This window comes from Acinetobacter sp. YH12219, from assembly GCF_013417875.1.
In the GTDB taxonomy this organism is placed as follows: domain Bacteria; phylum Pseudomonadota; class Gammaproteobacteria; order Pseudomonadales; family Moraxellaceae; genus Acinetobacter; species Acinetobacter amyesii.
This window is the reverse complement of sequence record NZ_VPDC01000002.1, coordinates 177659-197375: the sequence shown is the minus strand read 5'-3', so window position 1 is coordinate 197375 and position 19717 is coordinate 177659. Positions and strand designations below refer to the sequence as shown.

Below are 19717 nucleotides of genomic sequence, written 5' to 3'. Positions count from 1 at the left end.
TTAATGACCTCATCTGAAGAAACTTCCCGTCTTCCAAAACATGTTGCCATCATTATGGATGGCAACAATCGTTTTGCCAAAAAGAATCAAATGCAAAAAGGTGAAGGGCATCGTTCTGGAAAGGACATCCTAGATCCCATCGTTGAACATTGTCGTAAAAGAAATATCCAAGCACTGACCGTTTTTGCTTTTTCGAGTGAAAATTGGAATCGTCCTCAGTTTGAGGTTGATTTGTTGATGGCTCTTCTTGAAGAAACCATTCATGAACAGTTGCCACGCATGGAAAAATTTAACATTTCCCTACGTTTTATTGGTGATCGTTCTCGTTTATCTCCTAACTTACGTGACTTAATGTTGCAAGCAGAACAAAGGACTGCTAATTTCGACAGCATGACTTTAACTATTGCAATTAGTTACGGTGGTATGTGGGATATGACACAGGCTGCAAAAAAAATCGCAGCAGATGTTTTAACTAACAAAATAGATCTTGAAGCAGTGGATGCTGAAGTCTTTGGTCAATATGTCAGTTTAAGTGATCTACCTCCGGTAGATTTGTTAATTCGTACAGGTGGTGATTTCCGTCTCTCGAACTTCTTGCTTTGGCAAGCTGCGTATGCAGAACTTTATTTTAGCCAGACATTATGGCCTGAATTTACCATTGAAGAATTTGACGACGCACTAGCAGTATTTGGTGGTCGTGAACGTCGTTTTGGTAAGACCTCAGAGCAGATTCAACAAGAGCAGTTTGAGAATAAATAAATGTTAGAGCGGATAATAACCGCATTGGTACTGGTTTCAGTTGTACTGAGTTGCATGTTTGCAACCGAGTCTAAATACCCAATGCTTGTGCTGATGATTATTGCATCAGCTGTCGCGGGTTATGAGTGGTTTAAACTCATGCCGCGTAATACACAAAATGTGATTAAACCTTTCGCTTGGGGCTATGGTCTAGTCACTGCTATTCTTTCAGCACTAGCATTGCATTTTACCGATGTTGCATTACTGCTTTGGGCGGCTTCGATCTTTACTTGGATCTTAAGTGTCTATTGGGTGAAGTCATATCCTGAATACGACAATTGGTATAACCCGAGTCTCAGTGGTATAGGCTTAGTCTTGGTTCCTGCTGCGGTAACTGCTATTTTTTCTGTGTGGATGAACTCACCGTGGTGGCTCATGTATCTGTTCCTATTGGTATGGGGTGCAGACAGTGGTGCATACTTCGTAGGACGTAAATTTGGTAAGAAAAAACTTGCACCAGATGTGAGTCCAAATAAATCGATCGAAGGTTTATACGGCGGTCTATTCACAGCAATGCTAATTGTCATTGTTGTTGAAATTATTTATCTGGATTTAAGCATCGCTGAACATATTTTATTTTTAATACTTTCAGTAATAACGGTATTTAGTTCAGTACTTGGTGATTTATTTGAATCGATGATCAAGCGTCGTGCAGGGATCAAAGATTCTGGTCGTATTCTTCCGGGACATGGTGGTGTGCTGGACCGTATCGACTCGTTGCTTGCCGCAGCACCTATCTTTGCAGCAGGTATGTATGTTTTAAAATTAATTGGCGTAGATTTATAGATGTCACAATCTGTTTGTATATTGGGTGTAACAGGATCCATTGGTCAAAGTACTTTAAAGATTCTGCAACAGCACCCCGAAGAGTATTCAGTTTTTGCAGTCACTGCACATAGCCGAATTGTAGAACTTGTCGAAATATGCAAACAATATCGACCGAAAATCGCAGTTGTTCCATTCAATAAAGTGGATGAACTGCGCCAATTACTCGTAGCTGAAAAATTAACTGATATTGAAATCCTGCATGATGAAGCAGGATTAATCGCAGTAGCAGAACATCCACAAGTTGATGTGGTCATGGCAGCTATTGTGGGGGCAGCAGGATTGCTACCTACATTGGCTGCTGCGAAAGCAGGTAAACGCGTGTTGCTTGCAAATAAAGAAGCGCTGGTGATGTCGGGTGACATCATGATTCAGACCGCACGTGAAAATAATGCTTTGTTGCTGCCGGTCGATTCTGAACACAATGCAATTTTCCAATGCTTGCCTGAAACTTATCTACAAGGTGAGCGTCATGGTCAGCCAAAGCTAGGTGTCAAACAAATTTTACTTACCGCTTCTGGTGGTCCATTTTTGCATCATAGTTTAGAACAATTGCAAAGTGTGACGCCTGCACAAGCCTGTAAGCATCCAAATTGGTCGATGGGGCAAAAAATTTCTGTTGATTCTGCAACGCTGATGAATAAAGGCTTGGAATTGATCGAAGCCTGTCATCTTTTTGCAGTTGAAGAACAATTTGTAACAGTTGTTGTCCATCCACAGAGTATCATTCATTCAATGGTTCAATATGTAGATGGTTCGACTTTGGCACAAATGGGAAATCCTGATATGTGTACGCCTATTGCTCATGCATTAGCGTGGCCGAAGCGTATTCAAACACATGTGCCTCCATTAGATTTATTTGTTCATTCACAGTTAAACTTTGAACAGCCTGATATACAGCTATTCCCAGCACTAAAATTAGCACGTCAAGCCATGAAGGCTGGAGGCTTAGCTCCTACGATTTTAAATGCAGCCAATGAAATCGCCGTGGCAGCATTTTTGCATGAGAAAATTGGCTTTACTCAAATCCCGCAAATTGTGGAACATGTGTTGGGGCAAGTTGAAAACTCAGCTGCAAATAATATTGATGTTATTTTGCATGCAGATAAATCGGCACGTATGGTTGCTGAAAAAGCAGTATTGAATTCAGGAAGTTAAGACATGAATGCCTTGTTTATGATTATTGCAGCAATATTGCTACTTGGACCGCTGATAGCGATTCATGAATTTGGGCATTATTTCGTTGCACGTAAACTGGGCGTAAAGGTTTTAGTTTATTCGATTGGTTTTGGCCCAACACTGCTCAAGTGGACGTCGAAGAAATCAGGTATTCAATATCAACTGTCTGCATTACCACTGGGTGGTTATGTCAAAATGTTAGATGAGCGTGAAGGTGATGTCGCAGCAGAAGACTTACCGAAAGCATTTAACAGACAACACCCTTGGAAACGTATTGCAATTGTTGCTGCAGGGCCACTCATCAACTTGGCTTTTGCTGTGGTGTTGTTTTGGATTTTATTTTTACCTGCACAGGAACAGCTCAATACGCGCGTAGGTAAAATTTTACCAAATACACCAGCAGCGGCTGCGCAAATGCAGTCTGGTGATAAAATTACTGCCGTAGATGGTACTCAAGTATCCACTTGGGAGCGCTTGAATTATGCCTTGGTTGATCGTGTGGGTGAAACTGGCAACATTCAAATTCAAGCTGAACGTGCAGGGCAAATTCAAAACTTCAGTTTACCAATTCAGAGTTTTTTACGCGATCAAACTCAGTCACCACTCGATGTTCTTGGTTTTACGCCATATCGTCCTGAAATTCCTGCAGTGGTTTCAAAACTCAGTGAAGATGGCGCAGCGATTCGCCAAGGGATGCAAGTGGGTGATCGAATTGTTTCGATTGATGGCGTAAAAATGAAAGACTGGTTTGATGTTGTACAAGTTGTACAAGCTTCTCCAGAAAAGTTACTTAAAATTGATGTTTTACGACAAAATAAAATTGTGCATTTAAACGTGATGCCGCAAGGTAAGCATGACCAAATGGGTAAAGTCACAGGGCTTTTAGGTGTACAAAGCGATCCGGGTAAAGTCAATATTCCAGCCGAATACAAACAAACCATTCAATACACGCCTGTAGAGGCGATGGGAAAAGCGGTAGAAAAAACAGGTCAGATATCTAGTATGATCCTGAATTCTATTGTAAAAATGGTGCGTGGTTTGGTGGGTTTGGATAATTTATCTGGTCCGATTACCATTGCGAAAGTGGCTGGACAAAGTGCTGAAATGGGGTGGCAAACCTTCATTTCATTTATGGCACTGATGAGTGTGAGTTTAGGTATTTTAAATTTACTACCGATTCCTATGCTCGATGGCGGTCATTTAATTTACTATTTTATTGAATTAATTCGTGGTAAACCTGTTTCTGAACAAATACAATTGGTTGGATTAAAAATTGGTATGGTATTGCTGGGTAGCATGATGCTACTGGCTCTATTCAATGACATTATGCGTTTATAAGAACGTTATACGAAATAAATTAACAGCGGAAAAGACTGGCATGCAGCACAAACATTTATTTATGCCATTGGCACTGGTTAGTGCTATGGCCGTAGCACAACAAGTATATGCAGCAGATGATTTTGTAGTACAAGATATTCGTGTTGATGGCTTAGTGCGTTTAACTCCTGACAATGTAGCCGGAATGATCCCATTCTCCGCTGGTGATCGTGTCAATGATCAAATCATTTCAAACTCAATTCGTAGCATGTTTGCATCGGGTTTGTTTGATGATGTGAAGTCTACACAAGTCGGTAATACCCTTGTATATACAGTGGTTGAACGTCCAGTTATTTCTAAAGTTGAGCTAAAAGGCAATAAACTTATTCCTAAAGAAGCCTTGGAAGAAGGCTTAAAGAAAATGGGTCTGTCCGAAGGTGAAGTTTTAAAGAAATCATCTTTGCAAACGGTTGAAACTGAATTAGAACAACAGTACATGCAGCAAGGTCGTTATGATGCTGATGTCAAAGTTATTACAACCGCTCAACCAAACAACCGTGTTAATGTCTTAATCGAGTTTGAAGAAGGCCAATCTGCCAAAGTATTTGATATCAATATCATTGGTAATACGGTCTTTAAAGAAAGCGAAATTAAACAAATTTTTGCATTAAAAGAAAGTGGTTGGAACTCGATCATTTCTCGTAATGACCGTTATGCACGTGAAAAGATGGCTGCGAGTTTAGAAGCTTTACGTGCGATGTATCTCAACAAAGGTTACATCAACTTTAACATTACCAATTCAAGTCTGAATTTGAGTGAAGATAAAAAACACGTCTTTATCGAAGTTTCGGTGGATGAAGGTGAACAATTTAAGTTTGGTAAAACTCATTTCTTAGGTGATACGCTTTATACGCAAACTGATTTAAACGCTTTAAAACTCTATAAAGATGGCGATTTATATTCACAAGAAAAAGTGAATGGTGTTAAACAACTTTTACTTCGTAAATACGGTAACGCAGGTTACTACTTTGCAGAAGTGAACATTGTTCCTGAAATCAATAAAGACACCAAATTGGTCGATTTAAATTACTATGTGAATCCGGGTCAGCAAGTCACTGTTCGCCGCATTAATTTTACAGGTAACTCGAAAACAGCTGATGAAGTTCTACGTCGTGAAATGCGTCAAATGGAAGGCGCATTAGCAAGTAACGAAAAAATTGATTTGTCTAAAGTGCGTTTAGAGCGTACAGGCTTCTTTAAAACCGTTGATGTTAAACCTGCACGTATTCCGGGTACGCCAGATCAAATTGATTTAAATGTGAATGTTGAAGAACAGCATTCAGGTACAAGTACTTTGGCTGTTGGTTTCTCACAAAGTGGCGGTGTAACTTTCCAAGCAGGTTTGAGTCAAACCAACTTCTTGGGTACAGGTAATGCAGTTTCTATCGATTTGTCACGTTCTGAGACTCAAGATTACTACAACCTCAGTGTAACTGACCCGTATTTCACTATTGATGGTGTACGTCGTGGTTATAATATGTACTACCGTAAAACCAAGTTAGATGACGACTATAACGTTAACAACTACGTCACTGACAGTTTTGGTGGTGGTATCAACTTTGGTTATCCGATCGATGAAAACCAAAGTATCAGTATGGGCTTGAATATTGATAATACCGAAGTAACTACAGGCCCATATGTTTCTACTTATGTGCGTGATTATTTACTAGCAAATGGTGGGAAGGCGACGGATACCACATCATTCTGTCCTACGGATGCGTCTGGTAACTCACAATTAACTGTGCCTGTATACAAAACTGATGCGAATGGAGATTTTGTACTAGATAGTGAAGGTAATAAAATTGTTACTCACAACACTTGCGCAGTACCTGAAGAATCATACGATAGTGCGTTTAAAGGTGATTTCTTAACTTATAACCTTAACTTGGGTTGGTCATACAATACCTTGAATCGCCCGGTATTCCCTACATCGGGTATGTCACACCGCGTCAATGCCGAAATTGCATTACCAGGTAGTGATGTTGAATATCAAAAAATCACTTACGATGCACAAGCCTATTTCCCACTGGGTAAAGACTTTGTATTACGTGGTTACGGTAAGTTAGGCTATGGTAATGATTTGCCGTTCTATAAAAACTTCTATGCAGGTGGTTTTGGTTCGGTACGTGGCTATGATAACAGTACTTTAGGGCCTAAATATCCTGGTGTGTATTATGATGCGCAAAATAAGGTTGACTATGATCCAGAAGAAGTGGGTGGTAATGCTTTAATTCAATTTGGTACTGAATTAGCTTTACCTGTGCCATTTAAAGGCGATTGGGCTCGTCAAGTTCGTCCAGTTTTATTTGCTGAAGGCGCACAAGTATTTGATACCCAATGTGATGTTCCTAAATCTAGTGAAGACCGTCAATACTGTAAAGATAATTACGGCTTTGATATGAATAACATGCGTTATAGCGTTGGTGCTGGCTTTACTTGGATCACGATGATTGGTCCAATTTCACTTAGTTATGCATTCCCGCTTAATGACAAAGCTGGTGATGAAACAAAAGAAATTCAATTCGAGATTGGTCGTACGTTCTAAGTACGACCCTTCAGGGAATAACAAAATTACAGGTTGATAAGATGAATAAATTATTTGCTGGTTTGGCGGTATTGGGTATGTCGTGTTCTGCTGTGGTACATGCAGCGGGTTACGGTGTGGTTGATTTAGAAAAAGTAGTTGATCAAAGCTCTTATATAAAGCAACAAAATGCTCAAATTCAACAGCAGTTGAAACCACAAACCACTAAAATTGAATCACTGGCTAAAGAGCTGGAAGCAATGCAGCAAAAAGCTCAGCAGGGTGGTGATAAGTTGACTGCTGCGCAAAAGCAGCAAATGGGTCAACAGTATCAAACTAAACTCAAAGAGCTGACTGATTTACAGCAAAAAGTTCAAGCTTCGGTTCAAGGGAATATTCAGTCCTTAAATCGCACGATGGATACTCGAATTAAGCAAGTTGCAGAACAATTGCGCACAGAAAATAAGTTAGATGTTGTTTTGAATAAAAATTCAACACTTGCGTATGACCCTAAGTTTGATTTAACTGATAAAATGATTCAAAAGGTTAATGCAATTAAATAATCAATGAATTCTCAAAAATTCAGTTTAGAAAAGCTTGCTCAACTTGTTCAAGGTCAATGTATTGGCCAGCTAGACTTGCAATTCAGTGGAATGGCAAGTTTAGAGAGTGCTCAACCGCATCAGCTTGCATTTTTAAACGCAGATAAATATCTGAATGAAGCTCAACAGTCTCAGGCTGGTGCGCTGATTGTGACTGCAGACATGCAGTCACAAATCCCTTCACAGCAAAACTTTATTGTTGTACCCAATCCGTATTTGGCTTTCGCTATTCTGACGCATGTTTTTGAAAAAAAATCTGTAGAAACAGGAATTGAAAGTACTGCCCAAATTCATCCTTCTGCAATCATTTCTGATACTGCTTATATTGGGCATTATGTGGTGATTGGTGCGAATAGTGTGGTGGGCGAAGGTACTCGCATTGAATCACAAGTGAAGATTGATCACGGTGTTGAAATTGGTAAAGATTGTTTTATCGATTCGCATGTGACGATTACTGGTGAAGCCAAGTTAGGTGATCGTGTACGTATCCATGCAAATACGGTGATTGGTGGTGAAGGGTTTGGTTTTGCGCCTTATCAAGGGAAATGGCATCGTATTGCTCAATTAGGTTCTGTACGCATTGGGAATGATGTGCGTATTGGCTCAAATTGTAGTATCGACCGTGGTGCTTTAGATGACACAATTTTGGAAGATGGTGTCATTATTGATAACCTTGTGCAAATCGCGCATAACGTCAAAGTAGGTGCAAATACGGCAATGGCTGCGAAATGTGGCATTGCAGGTAGTACAACTATTGGCAAAAATTGTGTGCTAGCAGGGGCTGTTGGTATCGTAGGTCACATTAATATTGCAGATAATGTGACAATTACAGGTATGTCAATGGTCACAAAAAGTATTTCCGTTGCTGGAAGTTATTCTTCAGGTACGCCAATGCTTGAAAGTGGTTCTTGGAAAAAGGCAGCAATCCGCTTTAAACAATTAGCAGATGTGCCATTGACCCAATTGGTCAAACGACTTGATCATATGCAGTCTCAAATTGAGTCCCTTGAATCAACATTTAAATTGCGTAAATAATTATGATGACAGAGTCGAATACCCCAGCTTTCACAAAACCTGAATTACCAATGACTATTCAGACCATTCGTGAATATTTGCCACATCGTTATCCGTTTTTATTGGTTGATCGTGTTGTTGAAGTGACTGACAACGGGATTGTAGGCTATAAAAATGTAACGATTAACGAAGAATTTTTACAAGGCCATTTCCCTGAATACCCAATTATGCCGGGCGTGCTGATTGTTGAGGCATTGGCGCAAGTATCGGGTATCTTAGGTTTCATTATGAATAATGAGAAACCTTCAGCTGGTTCGTTGTTCTTATTTGCTGGTGCAGAAAAGGTCCGATTTAAAAAACAAGTCGTTGCAGGCGATCAACTTGTATTAAAATCAGAATTAGTGATGCAAAAGCGTGGCATTTACAAATATAATTGTGTTGCCACTGTAGATGGCGTAGTCGCAGCAACCGCGGAAATTATGGTTTCGCATCAGAAAACAGAGACAGCATGAGCAATAACGAATTAATTCATCCTACCGCCATTATTGACTCATCAGCAGTAATTGCTCCGGATGTGCAAATTGGACCATATTGTATTATTGGTCCTCAAGTCACAATTGGAGCGGGTACTAAACTGCATTCACATGTTGTGGTGGGTGGTTATACCCGTATTGGTCAACATAACGAAATTTTTCAATTTGCCAGTGTTGGTGAAGTCTGCCAAGACTTGAAATATGCTGGTGAAGAAACTTGGTTAGAAATCGGGGATCATAACTCGATTCGTGAACACTGTAGTTTACACCGTGGTACTGTTCAAGATCAGGGTCTAACTAAAGTTGGTAGTCATAATTTATTGATGGTGAATACACATATTGCACATGACTGTGTGGTAGGTGATCATAATATCTTTGCTAATAACGTCGGCGTTGCAGGTCATGTCCACATTGGTGATTATGTCATCGTAGGTGGTAACTCTGGTATTCATCAATTCTGTAAAATCGATTCTTACAGTATGATTGGTGGTGCATCTCTTATTTTGAAAGATGTACCTGCTTATGTCATGGTATCTGGTAATCCAGCCCATGCTTTTGCCATGAACATTGAAGGAATGCGTCGTAAAGGTTGGTCTAAAAATGTGATTCAAGGTTTACGTGAATCCTTTAAATTGATCTATAAAGATGGATTAACGACGAATGAAGCGATTGAACGTATTCGTACTGAAATTTTGCCTGAAGTGGCAGAAGCGCAATTGTTGATCGACTCACTTGAGCAGTCTAAGCGCGGTATCGTACGCTAAATGCTGCGAATAAAAAAAGACACCTTATAAGGTGTCTTTTTTTTTGCGTTAAAAAAAGTCCTATTTTTTAACAAAGCCTGCTTCTTCAGATTTTGGATACTTTTGGGTAAGCTTGGTTTTGAGCTGCGTTGCTAAACTGCTGTTTCGATCTACGTCTTTTGCAATGCTATACAGTTGATATAACGCTCTAGGTGCACGAGTCGACTCAGGGTATTGATCTACTACAATACCATAGTTCTTTTTCGCTTCTGCGTAGTTAGTCGGTTCAACAGCAAGGTTGAATTCAGCTAGCCAAAAATATGCATTGCTAATATAAACACTGTTAGGATTATTTTTAATAAAATTTTTCATCGGTGCGATGGCTTTTTTCGCACCACCTTGTTTATATGCATCTAAAGCAACGGTATAAGCTGCTTTCTCAAGCTCAAGTGAGTCACCACCTGCATTTACAGGTTGTTTTGCAGATGAGCTTAATGTTGCTTGGGGCGTAGGTTGTTTAGCTGGTGTAGGGGCTATATTAGCTGCTACTGGGTGCAGTACCTTGTTGGTTATCCTCCGCAGGCTCTGTGTCTTCACTCGGATCTACTTTTTGTTGGAGTAGCTCTAAACGTTGATCTAAATCTGCATAGCGGTTTGTAAGTTCACTTTTTAATTGTTCGATAATATTGTCTTGCTCTTCCATTTTACCGCGTAAGCTACGCAATTCATTTTCGAGCTGTTGGTTCTTCTGCATGAGCTGCCAATTTAAATTTGTTGGCGTAGGGGTAGAGCCAGCACCTGTTTGAATGGCTGTATTATTTGCTGTATACACAGTGCCATTATCTGCGCCACTCAAACCGCGAGATTCAATTGGAATATTGGCAAATAGCGTACCTGAGCAAGTCAATGTAAGGGCACACAATACATGCTGTTTAAACATCATAAAAATTCCATGTAGTTGCAAGCATGTCCGTATTGAATAGTTTTATTACAGACTGCTTTAGATAAAACGATAAGCACATTAAAAACGCCAAAGTTCTGAATTGCAATAAGCTTTTACAATCTTGTTGTGTATTAAAGTAAAAATATAGTGATGATGTTTCACGTTTTCTACATCATCGACCATCATATTGATTTATAAATAATCAAACAGTGTTTTCTACTCAGGAATTCTTGGTTTTAGTCTTGCATGTTTATCAAAAATCTCTATACTCTGTTCTTGCAATGGTAACCCTGCCGGTTACTTCGCAATTGTACTCTACAAACCCCGCCAGGACCGGAAGGTAGCAACGGTAGTAGAAATATGATGTGCCGAAGTCTTGCTGGTAGGGTTGCCACCAGTTTCAATAATAATAAATTAAACTTCCTCTCATTTTTTTTAATCCTAGATTCTTCTTTATTTTAGTTTTATTAATTCTTCATTTAGATCTATATCTTTGTTATTCGTCATCAAATTCTTTACGTGCAATTACTTTAAAAATCGTATCGAGATCAAAGCCTCGATATTGTAAAAAACGTATTTGTTTGGCTTTTTGTTTTGGATCATGTTCAACCGCTTTGCCAAATTTTTTGATCTTGAGCTGGTAGGCTTCGGCGACCCAATCTGTTTCTTTTAATTCATCCTGAATTAATTCACTGTCTACTTTTTTATTTTTTAACGCGAGCTTTATACGGTTGGGGCCTTTACCTTTACGCTTTTGACTCGACAACAGCATTTCTGCTACACGCTGATCGCTTTGATAGTTCTCACGTGCGAGTTCTTCCACCAAGTGTATGACTTCTTCACGACTATCCGCATACAGTGCTAATTTCTCGATTAAATCCGCTTTTGAGTATTCTTTACGTGTGAGTACTGCAAAGGCGTAGGAGCGTAAACGAGAGCCGCGCAGACCTGGTTTTTTTTCAGTATGAACATCTTTACCATTGGCATCAAAATGCAATGCAGTGTGATCGATCACCGAAGCATTGTCATATGGAATGTCAGTTTGTGCAGCATGATTTACGCAGGTGGGTTCTTCAGCTTCTGTAAACTGTTGTTTCAGTGCTTCATAGTCGAGCAAGCGTGGAAAATGGTCTTTAGTCATGGGGTCATTTTAATACAAAATTTGAGTGCAAAACAAAACGCCCCGTAGGGCGTTTCGTCTGCTATTAAAGCATGCAGTAATTAAGCATCTAAAAAGTCCGGTTCTTCTTCATCTTTGTCTTCTGCAGGTGCTGTACCTGTAGTCAGAAGTTGTTCACGAATCAGTTTTTCAATGGTTTGTGCAAGTTCAGGGTGTTCTTCTAAGTGGCGAATGGTATTGTTTTTACCTTGACCAATCTTGTCACCTTGGTATGAATACCAAGCACCTGCTTTTTGAACAATTTCTTGTTGTACAGCGAGGTCAACAAGTTCACCTAAATGGTTCACGCCTTTACCATAAAGAATTTGGAAAATCGCTTCACGGAATGGAGGAGCCATTTTGTTTTTCACAACTTTCACTTTGGTTTCTGAACCAATGATTTCGTCGCCTTCTTTCACTTGACCAATACGGCGGATATCTAAACGTACAGATGCATAGAATTTAAGTGCATTACCACCAGTTGTGGTTTCTGGGCTACCAAACATTACACCAATCTTCATACGAATTTGGTTAATGAAGATCACCATACAGTTAGAACGTTTCGCATTACCGGTAATTTTACGCAGTGCTTGGCTCATCAGACGAGCTTGTAAGCCCATGTGTGAGTCACCCATTTCGCCTTCAATTTCGGCGCGAGGGGTCAGTGCAGCGACCGAGTCGACAACGATCAGGTCAATGGCACCTGAACGTACCAGCATGTCTGCAATTTCAAGTGCTTGTTCACCATTGTCTGGCTGTGAAACAAGTAAGTTATCAATATCTACGCCAAGTTTACGTGCGTATTGAGGGTCTAATGCATGTTCAGCATCGATGAATGCACAAGTACCGCCAGCTTTCTGACATTGTGCAATAGCTTGTAATGTCATAGTCGTTTTACCAGAAGATTCAGGACCGTAGATTTCTACGATACGACCTTTAGGCAAACCACCAATACCTAGTGCGATATCTAATGTTAAAGAACCTGTAGAGACAGCTTCAACTGCCTGTACGGTGTTATCACCAAGACGCATAACGGTGTTTTTACCAAACTGCTTTTCAATTTGGCTTAAGGCCGCATTTAACGCCTTGCTTTTATTATCATCCATCTTACAACCTCAATACGATGTCACGAAACAATATACTCAAGTGGATGTATTCAGTTTAAATCTGTTCCACGAGTGTATAGTGACAGAAATCATCCTTTTGTTCTATGAAAATCACAACAGGTGCGACATGTTGTGACGCTTTAACTTAATCATCATTATAAGACCATTGCTGGTCAAACTGTTGATCATTTTCTCTTTTAAATTTACCAATATCTCGACGATCTTTTTTACTTGGTCGATGATCTGGCCGAGCTAGATTATGCAACTTTCTTTGGGATGCGAGCAATTTCCGTTTTGCAATACTGACCTCAGTTTCATCATAAAGCAGCTGAGCGGTTGGGGCTGGCCCACGAACATCCGACAGTGCTTTCACCACCACGGTTTTTTTCTCAAGGCCTTGGGCAATGGTTAATTCCATGCCTACACGAACTTCACGAGAAACTTTAACGCGTTCGCCATTATGATGAACTTTACCGCCTTCAATCGCATTTTTGGCAATAGAGCGTGTTTTAAAAAAACGTGCAGCCCACAACCATTTGTCTATACGCATACCAACCGCATCTTCGGCTAGATTTGATTTACGCATATTTTTTCTGTTCCTCGGCTTGCTCAGTCGTTTGAGCTTCTAAAATAGGGATTAAATCTGTTAATGCGGACAGCATTGGATAATTACAAGTCTCGCGAGGCGCTTTGGCAGATGAAGGCTGCTGAATCGAATAGAGCTGTTCAATCCCAAAAAGTTTTGCACCATTGAGCACTTTTTCTGTGTCATCAATGAAATAACAGTTTTTTACATCGAAGGGATGTTTGCTTGCTAATATTTGCCAAAACTCAATAAACTCTTTGGCATGACCGAGCGTTTCTGAACTGACGATAACATCGAAAAAATCACGAAGACCGGTTTCTTTAAGTTTGAATTCTAAGCCTGCAAAGTCGGCATTGGTCGCAAGCCAAATAGGATAGCCATTTTCTTTTAGATAGGTAAGCAGCTCAATGCAGCCTTCGCGTTTGGCTACTTTGGCTTTTTGTTCTATCTGCATTTCCAGAACATCAACGCCAACTTGTGACGTCCAAAAGCGAGAGGAGTACCATTTTAGGGTATGATTATGCTGTTGATAAAAACTAAATAGCGTTTGCTTGCTTTGTTCGAGTGAGCACTGATGCTGTTCAGCATAGCGAATTGGCAGCAGCTCATTCCAAATGAAATCATCATAAGCAAGATCGAGTAAAGTACCGTCCATATCAAAAATGATCGTCGGCTTTTCTGAGTAATTTGGCATATAAAGGTATTCTATGTTTAAAACAACAACAGCACCGCAAGACCCACTGATTTTGCAGTTGGTTCCCATTGTGACACAAGCTTGCGAAATTTTGCGAGAAGAATATCAGCGTTATTGCTCAGGAGCGAATTTTGATGTGGAACGTAAAAGTGATGATTCACCGGTAACGCAGGCGGACTATCGTGCAAATAGCTATATTACCCAAGCATTATCCAAAGTTTCTAACTTGCCTGTATTGTCAGAAGAAGGTGATAAGTCTGAGCGTATGCAATGGCAAAAATTTTGGCTGCTTGATCCCTTGGATGGTACCAAAGAGTTTTTACATAAAAGACCTGAATTTACCATTAATCTGAGTTTGGTAGATGGGGCCAATACCACTTTTGCCATATTGGCGATCCCGGGGGAATATAGCGTATATATTTGCCCCTTTGCGGGACTGCCGCTGAAATATGATAGCCAGTCCACTGCATGGTATGAATATGTTCAAACCTCTGCAGAGAGTGTCGTACACGTTGGCTTGAGTCAAAGTGCCAAAAATAAGCCGATTTATACGGACTATCTAGACGCTTTAGAAAAACTCACTCCTTTTCAGGCCTACCATGCTGGTAGTGCATATAAGTTTTGTATGATGTTAGAAGATCGACTGGATATTTACCCGCGTTTTCATCCGACTTGTGAATGGGATACCAGCGCTGGACAATGTTTGATCGAGCGTATTGGTGGTGGTTTGGTTGATTTTAAAGGTCGCGCATTTCTATATAACCAACGCACGACTTTATTAAATGGTGGATTTATTGCATTTAAAAATGCCGAAATGAAAGAATTGGCCTTAAATGCTTTGGCAAACATGCCTGACAAAACTTGAGCTAAATCGGGTTCATGCTATAGTGTCAGCACACTCCGTTAAATCTCCTGCATTTAAGAACTGTCAATTATGGCCCTAGATTTGCTCCCTCCTAGTATGCTGAAAGCAATAGACTTATTGCCGGATGAAAAGACGCCTGTAACATTGTTTACGCGTCATTCCATTCGTGAAGTTGTACAAGGACAAGGCTTGGCCGGTTATGACTTGCAACTGACCCATCAAGGACGTGATTTAGCCGAAGCGTGGGGCAGCTATTTGGTTGAAAATACAGACCGTGTTATTCAGCACTGTATTTCGAGTCCAATTCAGCGCTGTGTGGATACGGCGGCATTGATGATTCAAGGTGCAGATAATGTCACGATTGAACCGAATACCCACCATATCGAGATCATTGAACAAGGATTATTGGTCGAGCCGGGAAGTTTTGTGCTCGATATAAAAAAAGCAGGACCATACTTTCAAAAGCAAGGTGCTTTAGGCTTTATCAATAGTTTTGTGAATAATGCTTTGCCGGGTATGAAACAACCCATTCATGGGGTAGTAGATGTATTGGAGTTGATTTACAACACTCATCCAACCAATGATTATGGGCTGAGTCTAGCGGTGAGTCATGACACGATTTTGGCTGCAATTCTTGCCATTATTTCAGGTAAAAATATCGTGACACGCGAAGACTGGCCGAAAATGATGGAAGGACTATTTGTTTGGTTTGAAGGAGATGTATTCCTTGAATCTAAACTGAAATGGATTTGGCGTGGTGAACTACATGAATTAAATATTCGTGAATTTCAGCAGGCTGAACAGCAACTTTAAGTATTTTTGCGCATACAAAATATTTAAAAAAGGCATCCATGTACGGGATGCCTTTTTTATCTGCTTCAATATTTCATTAAATAAAAGATTAAATATTGGCTTTAATTCGCGCTGGATACTGATTTAAATCAATACTTGAACCGTCGTCACTATAAGGCCAGCGGCTAGTATTGACAGGGAGATGCTGTTGGTGGATTCGACTGTATTTGTCTGCAGCAATCAATGTGGCAATGTCATGATCTTTAATGCTATACGCTTGCACGAGTTCAACGGGATATTGTGTGCGTTCAAAAAATTCAGCTTCTGTTTCCCCTTGATGCAGCGCAAAGATACGTTCTACAGCAGGTAAATACACGCCATATGCTAACCATGAGTCTACGCCTTGAGAGGCTTGAATCTCTGCGGTCGATTTCATATTTGAAATGACTTTACCTAAAATGTCTTTTTCACCTTTCGATGTAAAATATTCAATATATTGATTTTCTGCTTCTGCAAATTTTTCTAATGATGGCAAAAATTGGTTAATCGACATTTTTATCCCTCTTTTCATTTGTACAGCAATGGCTGCCTAGGATGAAAATTAAAATACCATAAAAAATATATGGGATTAAACCATTTCTTAAAATTTTTATTTACAAACTTTCTAAAAATATCCAGACAATTTCTGTCGGGAATATACGATTGTATTAACAGGTCTACATCTTAATTTTAGTTGAAAAGTGAAGTACCTGTCACATTAATAATGATTCTACCAATAGAAAATATTTAGATTTTATTTGAATTGTTAATAAGTGACAAAACACGGCAATTGAATGATTAAAAAAAAGAAAATAGCATTAACTTTGTTGTAAATTATTGATTTATATATTTTATGTAAGTCTCTTTATTGGATTCTTTTGTGGCTAATTGGGGAATAGTGGTGAAAAGTGTGATAGATTTTTCATATAACAAATTATCAATTTGTATTGTGTCATTAATGTTAGTTGCTTGTGGTGGTGGAGGCGGTGGTAATAGTTCAGGTGGCTCTGCATCAACTGCCAGTTATTCAGAACCAACCCAAGATATTGTCGATGATACCAGTATTGGCTTTTATGACTACGATGCCAATGATGCTGTTCGTGAAATACGAAATGATTTAGTCGGCAGCTTTTCAGCGCAAGTTCAATTTGGTCAAAGTCATGTCGTCGATCCGAATGCGAACGAAGCCAAGAAAATGCCACGGTTAACCAGTGAAAAAGAAGCGCTGCTTATCGTGACGCCAACACTTGATATGCAAAACATCAAGCAACTCAAAGTAGAAATCTATCAAAACAACCGCTTAATTCGTACCGCGACATTGGATGATCCGACGCAAATGCCTGTTTCAGACCAGAGTGGGCAAAGAGGTCGTCCAGATGTTTGGTACAGTAAACGCGCGTGGACCACGAAACTCAATTGGGATGAAGTTAAACCCGGTCTAAGATTAAAATTTATTGACGCAAATAAAGTCAGCGGTGAATTGGCTGAGGATAAAATCGATTTTGCTGCACCAGGTGAATTGGTTTTAAATAATATCCGTGTTGGTATGTTGGCAGATAAGCCAAATTCTACCGGCCACTATATGCTACTAGAGCCTGAAAAAGCGGGCACAGATTATTTCCAAACCATTCCTGCAGCAGAAATGACGGTTGCACAATATGATGATATTCAGTTAACACGTGCAATGGTATCTTCAGGTGTTATTTATGACAGTAAAAGTGCCGGAGATGGTGGTGTTTATGCAGGAGACATGCGTGAGGATGTCGGTAAATCAACCTTTAGTGTTGGTATAAACCTTGCTAACTGGGGTATTACCAGTGCATCTATGGCCAACCAAAGTCAGCCACAATTAACCCAAACAGTAGTTGTCCATCATACGAAGGGGAACTATGCCAATGGTGTGCATACTCATGGACTGAGTGGTGGTAATGGCATGCTCACGCTTTATGATTCTGTAGGGAATGAATTTAGCCATGAAATTGGCCATCATTATGGTTTAGGACATTACCCTGGTCAGGTAGGTGACAATCTATTTTGGGCTGCACATCATGCGGACAGTGGATGGGGTTATATTGCCAATCGCAATATGATGCGCGGAAATCTATCATGGACGGCGACATGGAAGTGGGATGGAGCGAATGGTATCCCAAATTTTAAAAATTTGTTTCCGTACGGAAAAGATGCCATGTCCGGCGGGTATCCTGATAGTAATGTATCACGCTACACACACTATACGGGTTACAGCACATTCCTGAAAATTCAACCGCACTTTGACCGTTATGTCTGGGATGAAACATCACCTACCGGTTACAAAAAGTGGAATAAAACCACTCGTGAAATGGAAGTCGCTCAACCGAAGATGCCAAATTCTACGGCTCCGGTTTGGTATAACGCAGATCAAAATTATCCACGACCACGGGTCTTTGGTCAGCCCGTAATTACCATTTTAGGGGGCTATGATCCAGTCAATCAAGTTGGTTTGTTGTATCCTGCTGCACGTTCAAACTGGGGTAATGTGTATGACTTAAATGCTGCCAATACTACCTTAGACCAAGCGGCATGTTGGTTGAATGTGCAATACACGAATAAAGTCAACAATATTGCTTTAGCACCTGCACGATTAGGCAGTAATGCCAATAAACTGCATGTCAATTTAGCTTTGGCAGATCAACCACAGAATGTCGATTTATACTGTAAAAAAGCAGGTGAAGAAGCCAAATTATTAGCAAATATTGATATTCCAGTTTACAGCACAGCGATCAAGCCGGCCGTCAAAATTGGACGTCAACATGGTTATAGTGCTTTGCGTGCTATTGAACTTCCTCAATTGGAAAGTGCTTTAGAAGCGCAAGCTGCAAATGCTGTTGTTGTACTAAATCCAACTGAAAAAATGCTGTATGAGTCATATAAAAATGACAAGTCATTAATGAATAGTGTGGCGCGTCAGCAATTAACCCGTTATGAGTCGCAACAAAACACCGCATACCGACTAAATCGTTGGATGAATGTGTATGCTCAAGACCTAAACAATCAAGTACCTGAGGCGCAAAGCGCACTCGAAGCATTTATGAAAAAGCTTTCAGTCACTCAAGAAGGTTTGTTTGAGCAGGCGACATTAATCAAAAATGGTAACAACTGTTTGAAATCTGAAACCTTAACTGATGGAGCATTAAATTTGTACATCAGTGGTCCAAGCGGTTGTACTGCGGATGAAACTGAACAGTGGGTATATGATGCGATTGGTCGTATACACAGCAAGTCAAATCCAGATCAATGTATTACAGGCAATGGTGGTTCAGCTAAAGTGACGCTAGAACGTTGCGTGTTAAACCAAACCAACCAAATTTGGACCATGGACCCTGCGACTACAACGATTCGTCAAAGTGGTCAATGTATGGATTTAAATACGGGACGTTTGCAGAATAATCGTGCGGATTTAATTCGATATAGCTGTACCAATGGTGGCAATCAACGTTGGACAAATTTGACAGCAAGCCAAAACTTATTATGGACATATTTATCAGCGACGAATATGAAGCTGATTAATAAATAATCTGTAAATAGAAAATAAGGTCATTATTGGACCTTATTTTTTTGCCTTTAAAAATCGATAGGCACAAAAAAAGCCCTAAAAAGGGCTTTTTTCATCGCAACAAATTAGTTAGCTAAAGCTTTAACTTGTGCATTTAAACGGCTCTTATGACGAGCAGCTTTGTTTTTATGGATGATGCCTTTATCAGCCATACGGTCGATTACAGGAACAGCTTTTTTGTAAGCTTCTGTAGCGACAGCGTAATCACCAGCAGCAATAGCAGCTACTGTGCGTTTAAGATAAGTACGAACCATAGAACGTAAGCTTGCGTTGTGTTGACGTGCTTTAACGTTTTGACGAGCACGTTTTTTTGCTTGAGCAGAGTTTGCCACTCGTGCACTCCTTG

18 protein-coding genes, 1 other RNA gene and 1 pseudogene are annotated in these 19717 nt (G+C 40.0%); 13 read left to right on the top strand and 7 right to left on the bottom strand.

Going from position 1 to position 19717, the window contains the following annotated elements; genetic code table 11:
* Window positions 1-3: 3 nt before the first annotated feature.
* From uppS to lpxA, 9 genes are read left to right on the top strand one after another with little or no spacing between them, the layout of a single operon-like run.
* On the top strand, window positions 4-759 hold the full coding sequence (gene uppS / locus FTV04_RS02110) for a polyprenyl diphosphate synthase (protein ID WP_180088440.1): 756 nt from the start codon (window positions 4-6) through the stop codon (window positions 757-759).
* A complete protein-coding gene (locus tag FTV04_RS02105) occupies window positions 760-1584 on the top strand; it encodes a CDP-archaeol synthase (protein ID WP_078188722.1) in 825 nt (274 codons plus the stop codon). It abuts the gene before it with no gap.
* Window positions 1585-2781 (top strand): 1-deoxy-D-xylulose-5-phosphate reductoisomerase, encoded by a 1197-nt coding sequence (gene ispC / locus FTV04_RS02100; RefSeq protein WP_180088438.1) that lies wholly within the window; start codon window positions 1585-1587, stop codon window positions 2779-2781.
* Between the two features lie 3 nt (window positions 2782-2784).
* Window positions 2785-4140: an RIP metalloprotease RseP gene (rseP, locus tag FTV04_RS02095; protein WP_180007769.1), complete on the top strand. Its 1356-nt coding sequence runs from the start codon at window positions 2785-2787 to the stop codon at window positions 4138-4140.
* Between the two features lie 40 nt (window positions 4141-4180).
* Window positions 4181-6724: an outer membrane protein assembly factor BamA gene (gene bamA / locus FTV04_RS02090; protein ID WP_180088436.1), complete on the top strand. Its 2544-nt coding sequence runs from the start codon at window positions 4181-4183 to the stop codon at window positions 6722-6724.
* A 41-nt stretch (window positions 6725-6765) separates the two neighbouring features.
* Window positions 6766-7266, top strand: coding sequence for an OmpH family outer membrane protein (locus tag FTV04_RS02085; RefSeq protein WP_180088434.1), 501 nt, complete (start codon window positions 6766-6768; stop codon window positions 7264-7266).
* Window positions 7267-7269: 3 nt separating this feature from the next.
* Window positions 7270-8340 (top strand): UDP-3-O-(3-hydroxymyristoyl)glucosamine N-acyltransferase, encoded by a 1071-nt coding sequence (gene lpxD / locus FTV04_RS02080; RefSeq protein WP_180088432.1) that lies wholly within the window; start codon window positions 7270-7272, stop codon window positions 8338-8340.
* A 5-nt stretch (window positions 8341-8345) separates the two neighbouring features.
* The gene (fabZ, locus tag FTV04_RS02075; RefSeq protein WP_171263789.1) at window positions 8346-8831 is read left to right on the top strand and encodes a 3-hydroxyacyl-ACP dehydratase FabZ; all 486 of its coding nucleotides are present in this window, start codon (window positions 8346-8348) and stop codon (window positions 8829-8831) included.
* The gene (gene lpxA, locus FTV04_RS02070) at window positions 8828-9616 is read left to right on the top strand and encodes an acyl-ACP--UDP-N-acetylglucosamine O-acyltransferase (protein WP_168377606.1); all 789 of its coding nucleotides are present in this window, start codon (window positions 8828-8830) and stop codon (window positions 9614-9616) included. The genes fabZ and lpxA overlap by 4 nt, the downstream gene beginning before the upstream one ends.
* Window positions 9617-9676: 60 nt before the next feature.
* Here the strand turns inward: lpxA and FTV04_RS02065 are convergent.
* Window positions 9677-10538: pseudogene (locus FTV04_RS02065) on the bottom strand (YbgF trimerization domain-containing protein).
* Between the two features lie 291 nt (window positions 10539-10829).
* Between FTV04_RS02065 and ffs the strand changes: the two are divergent.
* Window positions 10830-10926: signal recognition particle sRNA small type (gene ffs, locus FTV04_RS02060), an RNA gene on the top strand.
* A gap of 108 nt (window positions 10927-11034) precedes the next feature.
* On the opposite strand, the gene FTV04_RS02055 is transcribed toward ffs, so the two are convergent.
* The 4 genes from FTV04_RS02055 to FTV04_RS02040 form a co-directional block, all read right to left on the bottom strand.
* The gene (locus FTV04_RS02055) at window positions 11035-11679 is read right to left on the bottom strand and encodes a regulatory protein RecX (protein ID WP_180088430.1); all 645 of its coding nucleotides are present in this window, start codon (window positions 11677-11679) and stop codon (window positions 11035-11037) included.
* A gap of 80 nt (window positions 11680-11759) precedes the next feature.
* Window positions 11760-12803 carry a recombinase RecA gene (gene recA, locus FTV04_RS02050; protein ID WP_180088428.1) on the bottom strand — a complete coding sequence of 348 codons (1044 nt, stop codon included), beginning with the start codon at window positions 12801-12803 and terminating at the stop codon, window positions 11760-11762.
* Between the two features lie 145 nt (window positions 12804-12948).
* The gene (locus tag FTV04_RS02045) at window positions 12949-13389 is read right to left on the bottom strand and encodes an RNA-binding S4 domain-containing protein (protein ID WP_180088426.1); all 441 of its coding nucleotides are present in this window, start codon (window positions 13387-13389) and stop codon (window positions 12949-12951) included.
* Window positions 13382-14083, bottom strand: a complete 702-nt coding sequence (locus FTV04_RS02040) for an HAD-IA family hydrolase (RefSeq protein ID WP_180088423.1) — start codon at window positions 14081-14083, stop codon at window positions 13382-13384. The genes FTV04_RS02045 and FTV04_RS02040 overlap by 8 nt, the downstream gene beginning before the upstream one ends.
* A 13-nt stretch (window positions 14084-14096) precedes the next feature.
* On the opposite strand from FTV04_RS02040, the gene FTV04_RS02035 reads away from it, so the two are divergent.
* Window positions 14097-14948, top strand: a complete 852-nt coding sequence (locus tag FTV04_RS02035; protein ID WP_180088421.1) for a 3'(2'),5'-bisphosphate nucleotidase CysQ — start codon at window positions 14097-14099, stop codon at window positions 14946-14948.
* 69 nt (window positions 14949-15017) lie between these two features.
* Window positions 15018-15761, top strand: coding sequence for a histidine phosphatase family protein (locus FTV04_RS02030; protein ID WP_180088419.1), 744 nt, complete (start codon window positions 15018-15020; stop codon window positions 15759-15761).
* 88 nt (window positions 15762-15849) lie between these two features.
* On the opposite strand, the gene FTV04_RS02025 is transcribed toward FTV04_RS02030, so the two are convergent.
* Window positions 15850-16293: a hypothetical protein gene (locus FTV04_RS02025; RefSeq protein ID WP_180059081.1), complete on the bottom strand. Its 444-nt coding sequence runs from the start codon at window positions 16291-16293 to the stop codon at window positions 15850-15852.
* A 444-nt stretch (window positions 16294-16737) separates the two neighbouring features.
* Between FTV04_RS02025 and FTV04_RS02020 the strand changes: the two genes are divergently transcribed.
* Window positions 16738-19332: a M66 family metalloprotease gene (locus FTV04_RS02020; protein WP_180088417.1), complete on the top strand. Its 2595-nt coding sequence runs from the start codon at window positions 16738-16740 to the stop codon at window positions 19330-19332.
* Between the two features lie 104 nt (window positions 19333-19436).
* Here FTV04_RS02020 and rpsT read toward each other — a convergent pair whose 3' ends face one another.
* Window positions 19437-19703 (bottom strand): 30S ribosomal protein S20, encoded by a 267-nt coding sequence (gene rpsT / locus FTV04_RS02015; protein WP_078188707.1) that lies wholly within the window; start codon window positions 19701-19703, stop codon window positions 19437-19439.
* Window positions 19704-19717 lie beyond the last annotated feature (14 nt).

What these genes read in the sequence shown, in the direction of transcription:
- uppS (WP_180088440.1), top strand. Translation starts at nt 4, where the DNA reads ATGACCTCATCTGAAGAAACTTCCCGTCTTCCAAAACATGTTGCCATC.
- FTV04_RS02105 (WP_078188722.1), top strand. Translation starts at nt 760, where the DNA reads ATGTTAGAGCGGATAATAACCGCATTGGTACTGGTTTCAGTTGTACTG.
- ispC (WP_180088438.1), top strand. Translation starts at nt 1,585, where the DNA reads ATGTCACAATCTGTTTGTATATTGGGTGTAACAGGATCCATTGGTCAA.
- rseP (WP_180007769.1), top strand. Translation starts at nt 2,785, where the DNA reads ATGAATGCCTTGTTTATGATTATTGCAGCAATATTGCTACTTGGACCG.
- bamA (WP_180088436.1), top strand. Translation starts at nt 4,181, where the DNA reads ATGCAGCACAAACATTTATTTATGCCATTGGCACTGGTTAGTGCTATG.
- FTV04_RS02085 (WP_180088434.1), top strand. Translation starts at nt 6,766, where the DNA reads ATGAATAAATTATTTGCTGGTTTGGCGGTATTGGGTATGTCGTGTTCT.
- lpxD (WP_180088432.1), top strand. Translation starts at nt 7,270, where the DNA reads ATGAATTCTCAAAAATTCAGTTTAGAAAAGCTTGCTCAACTTGTTCAA.
- fabZ (WP_171263789.1), top strand. Translation starts at nt 8,346, where the DNA reads ATGACAGAGTCGAATACCCCAGCTTTCACAAAACCTGAATTACCAATG.
- lpxA (WP_168377606.1), top strand. Translation starts at nt 8,828, where the DNA reads ATGAGCAATAACGAATTAATTCATCCTACCGCCATTATTGACTCATCA.
- FTV04_RS02055 (WP_180088430.1), bottom strand. Translation starts at nt 11,679, where the DNA reads ATGACTAAAGACCATTTTCCACGCTTGCTCGACTATGAAGCACTGAAA.
- recA (WP_180088428.1), bottom strand. Translation starts at nt 12,803, where the DNA reads ATGGATGATAATAAAAGCAAGGCGTTAAATGCGGCCTTAAGCCAAATT.
- FTV04_RS02045 (WP_180088426.1), bottom strand. Translation starts at nt 13,389, where the DNA reads ATGCGTAAATCAAATCTAGCCGAAGATGCGGTTGGTATGCGTATAGAC.
- FTV04_RS02040 (WP_180088423.1), bottom strand. Translation starts at nt 14,083, where the DNA reads ATGCCAAATTACTCAGAAAAGCCGACGATCATTTTTGATATGGACGGT.
- FTV04_RS02035 (WP_180088421.1), top strand. Translation starts at nt 14,097, where the DNA reads ATGTTTAAAACAACAACAGCACCGCAAGACCCACTGATTTTGCAGTTG.
- FTV04_RS02030 (WP_180088419.1), top strand. Translation starts at nt 15,018, where the DNA reads ATGGCCCTAGATTTGCTCCCTCCTAGTATGCTGAAAGCAATAGACTTA.
- FTV04_RS02025 (WP_180059081.1), bottom strand. Translation starts at nt 16,293, where the DNA reads ATGTCGATTAACCAATTTTTGCCATCATTAGAAAAATTTGCAGAAGCA.
- FTV04_RS02020 (WP_180088417.1), top strand. Translation starts at nt 16,738, where the DNA reads ATGTTAGTTGCTTGTGGTGGTGGAGGCGGTGGTAATAGTTCAGGTGGC.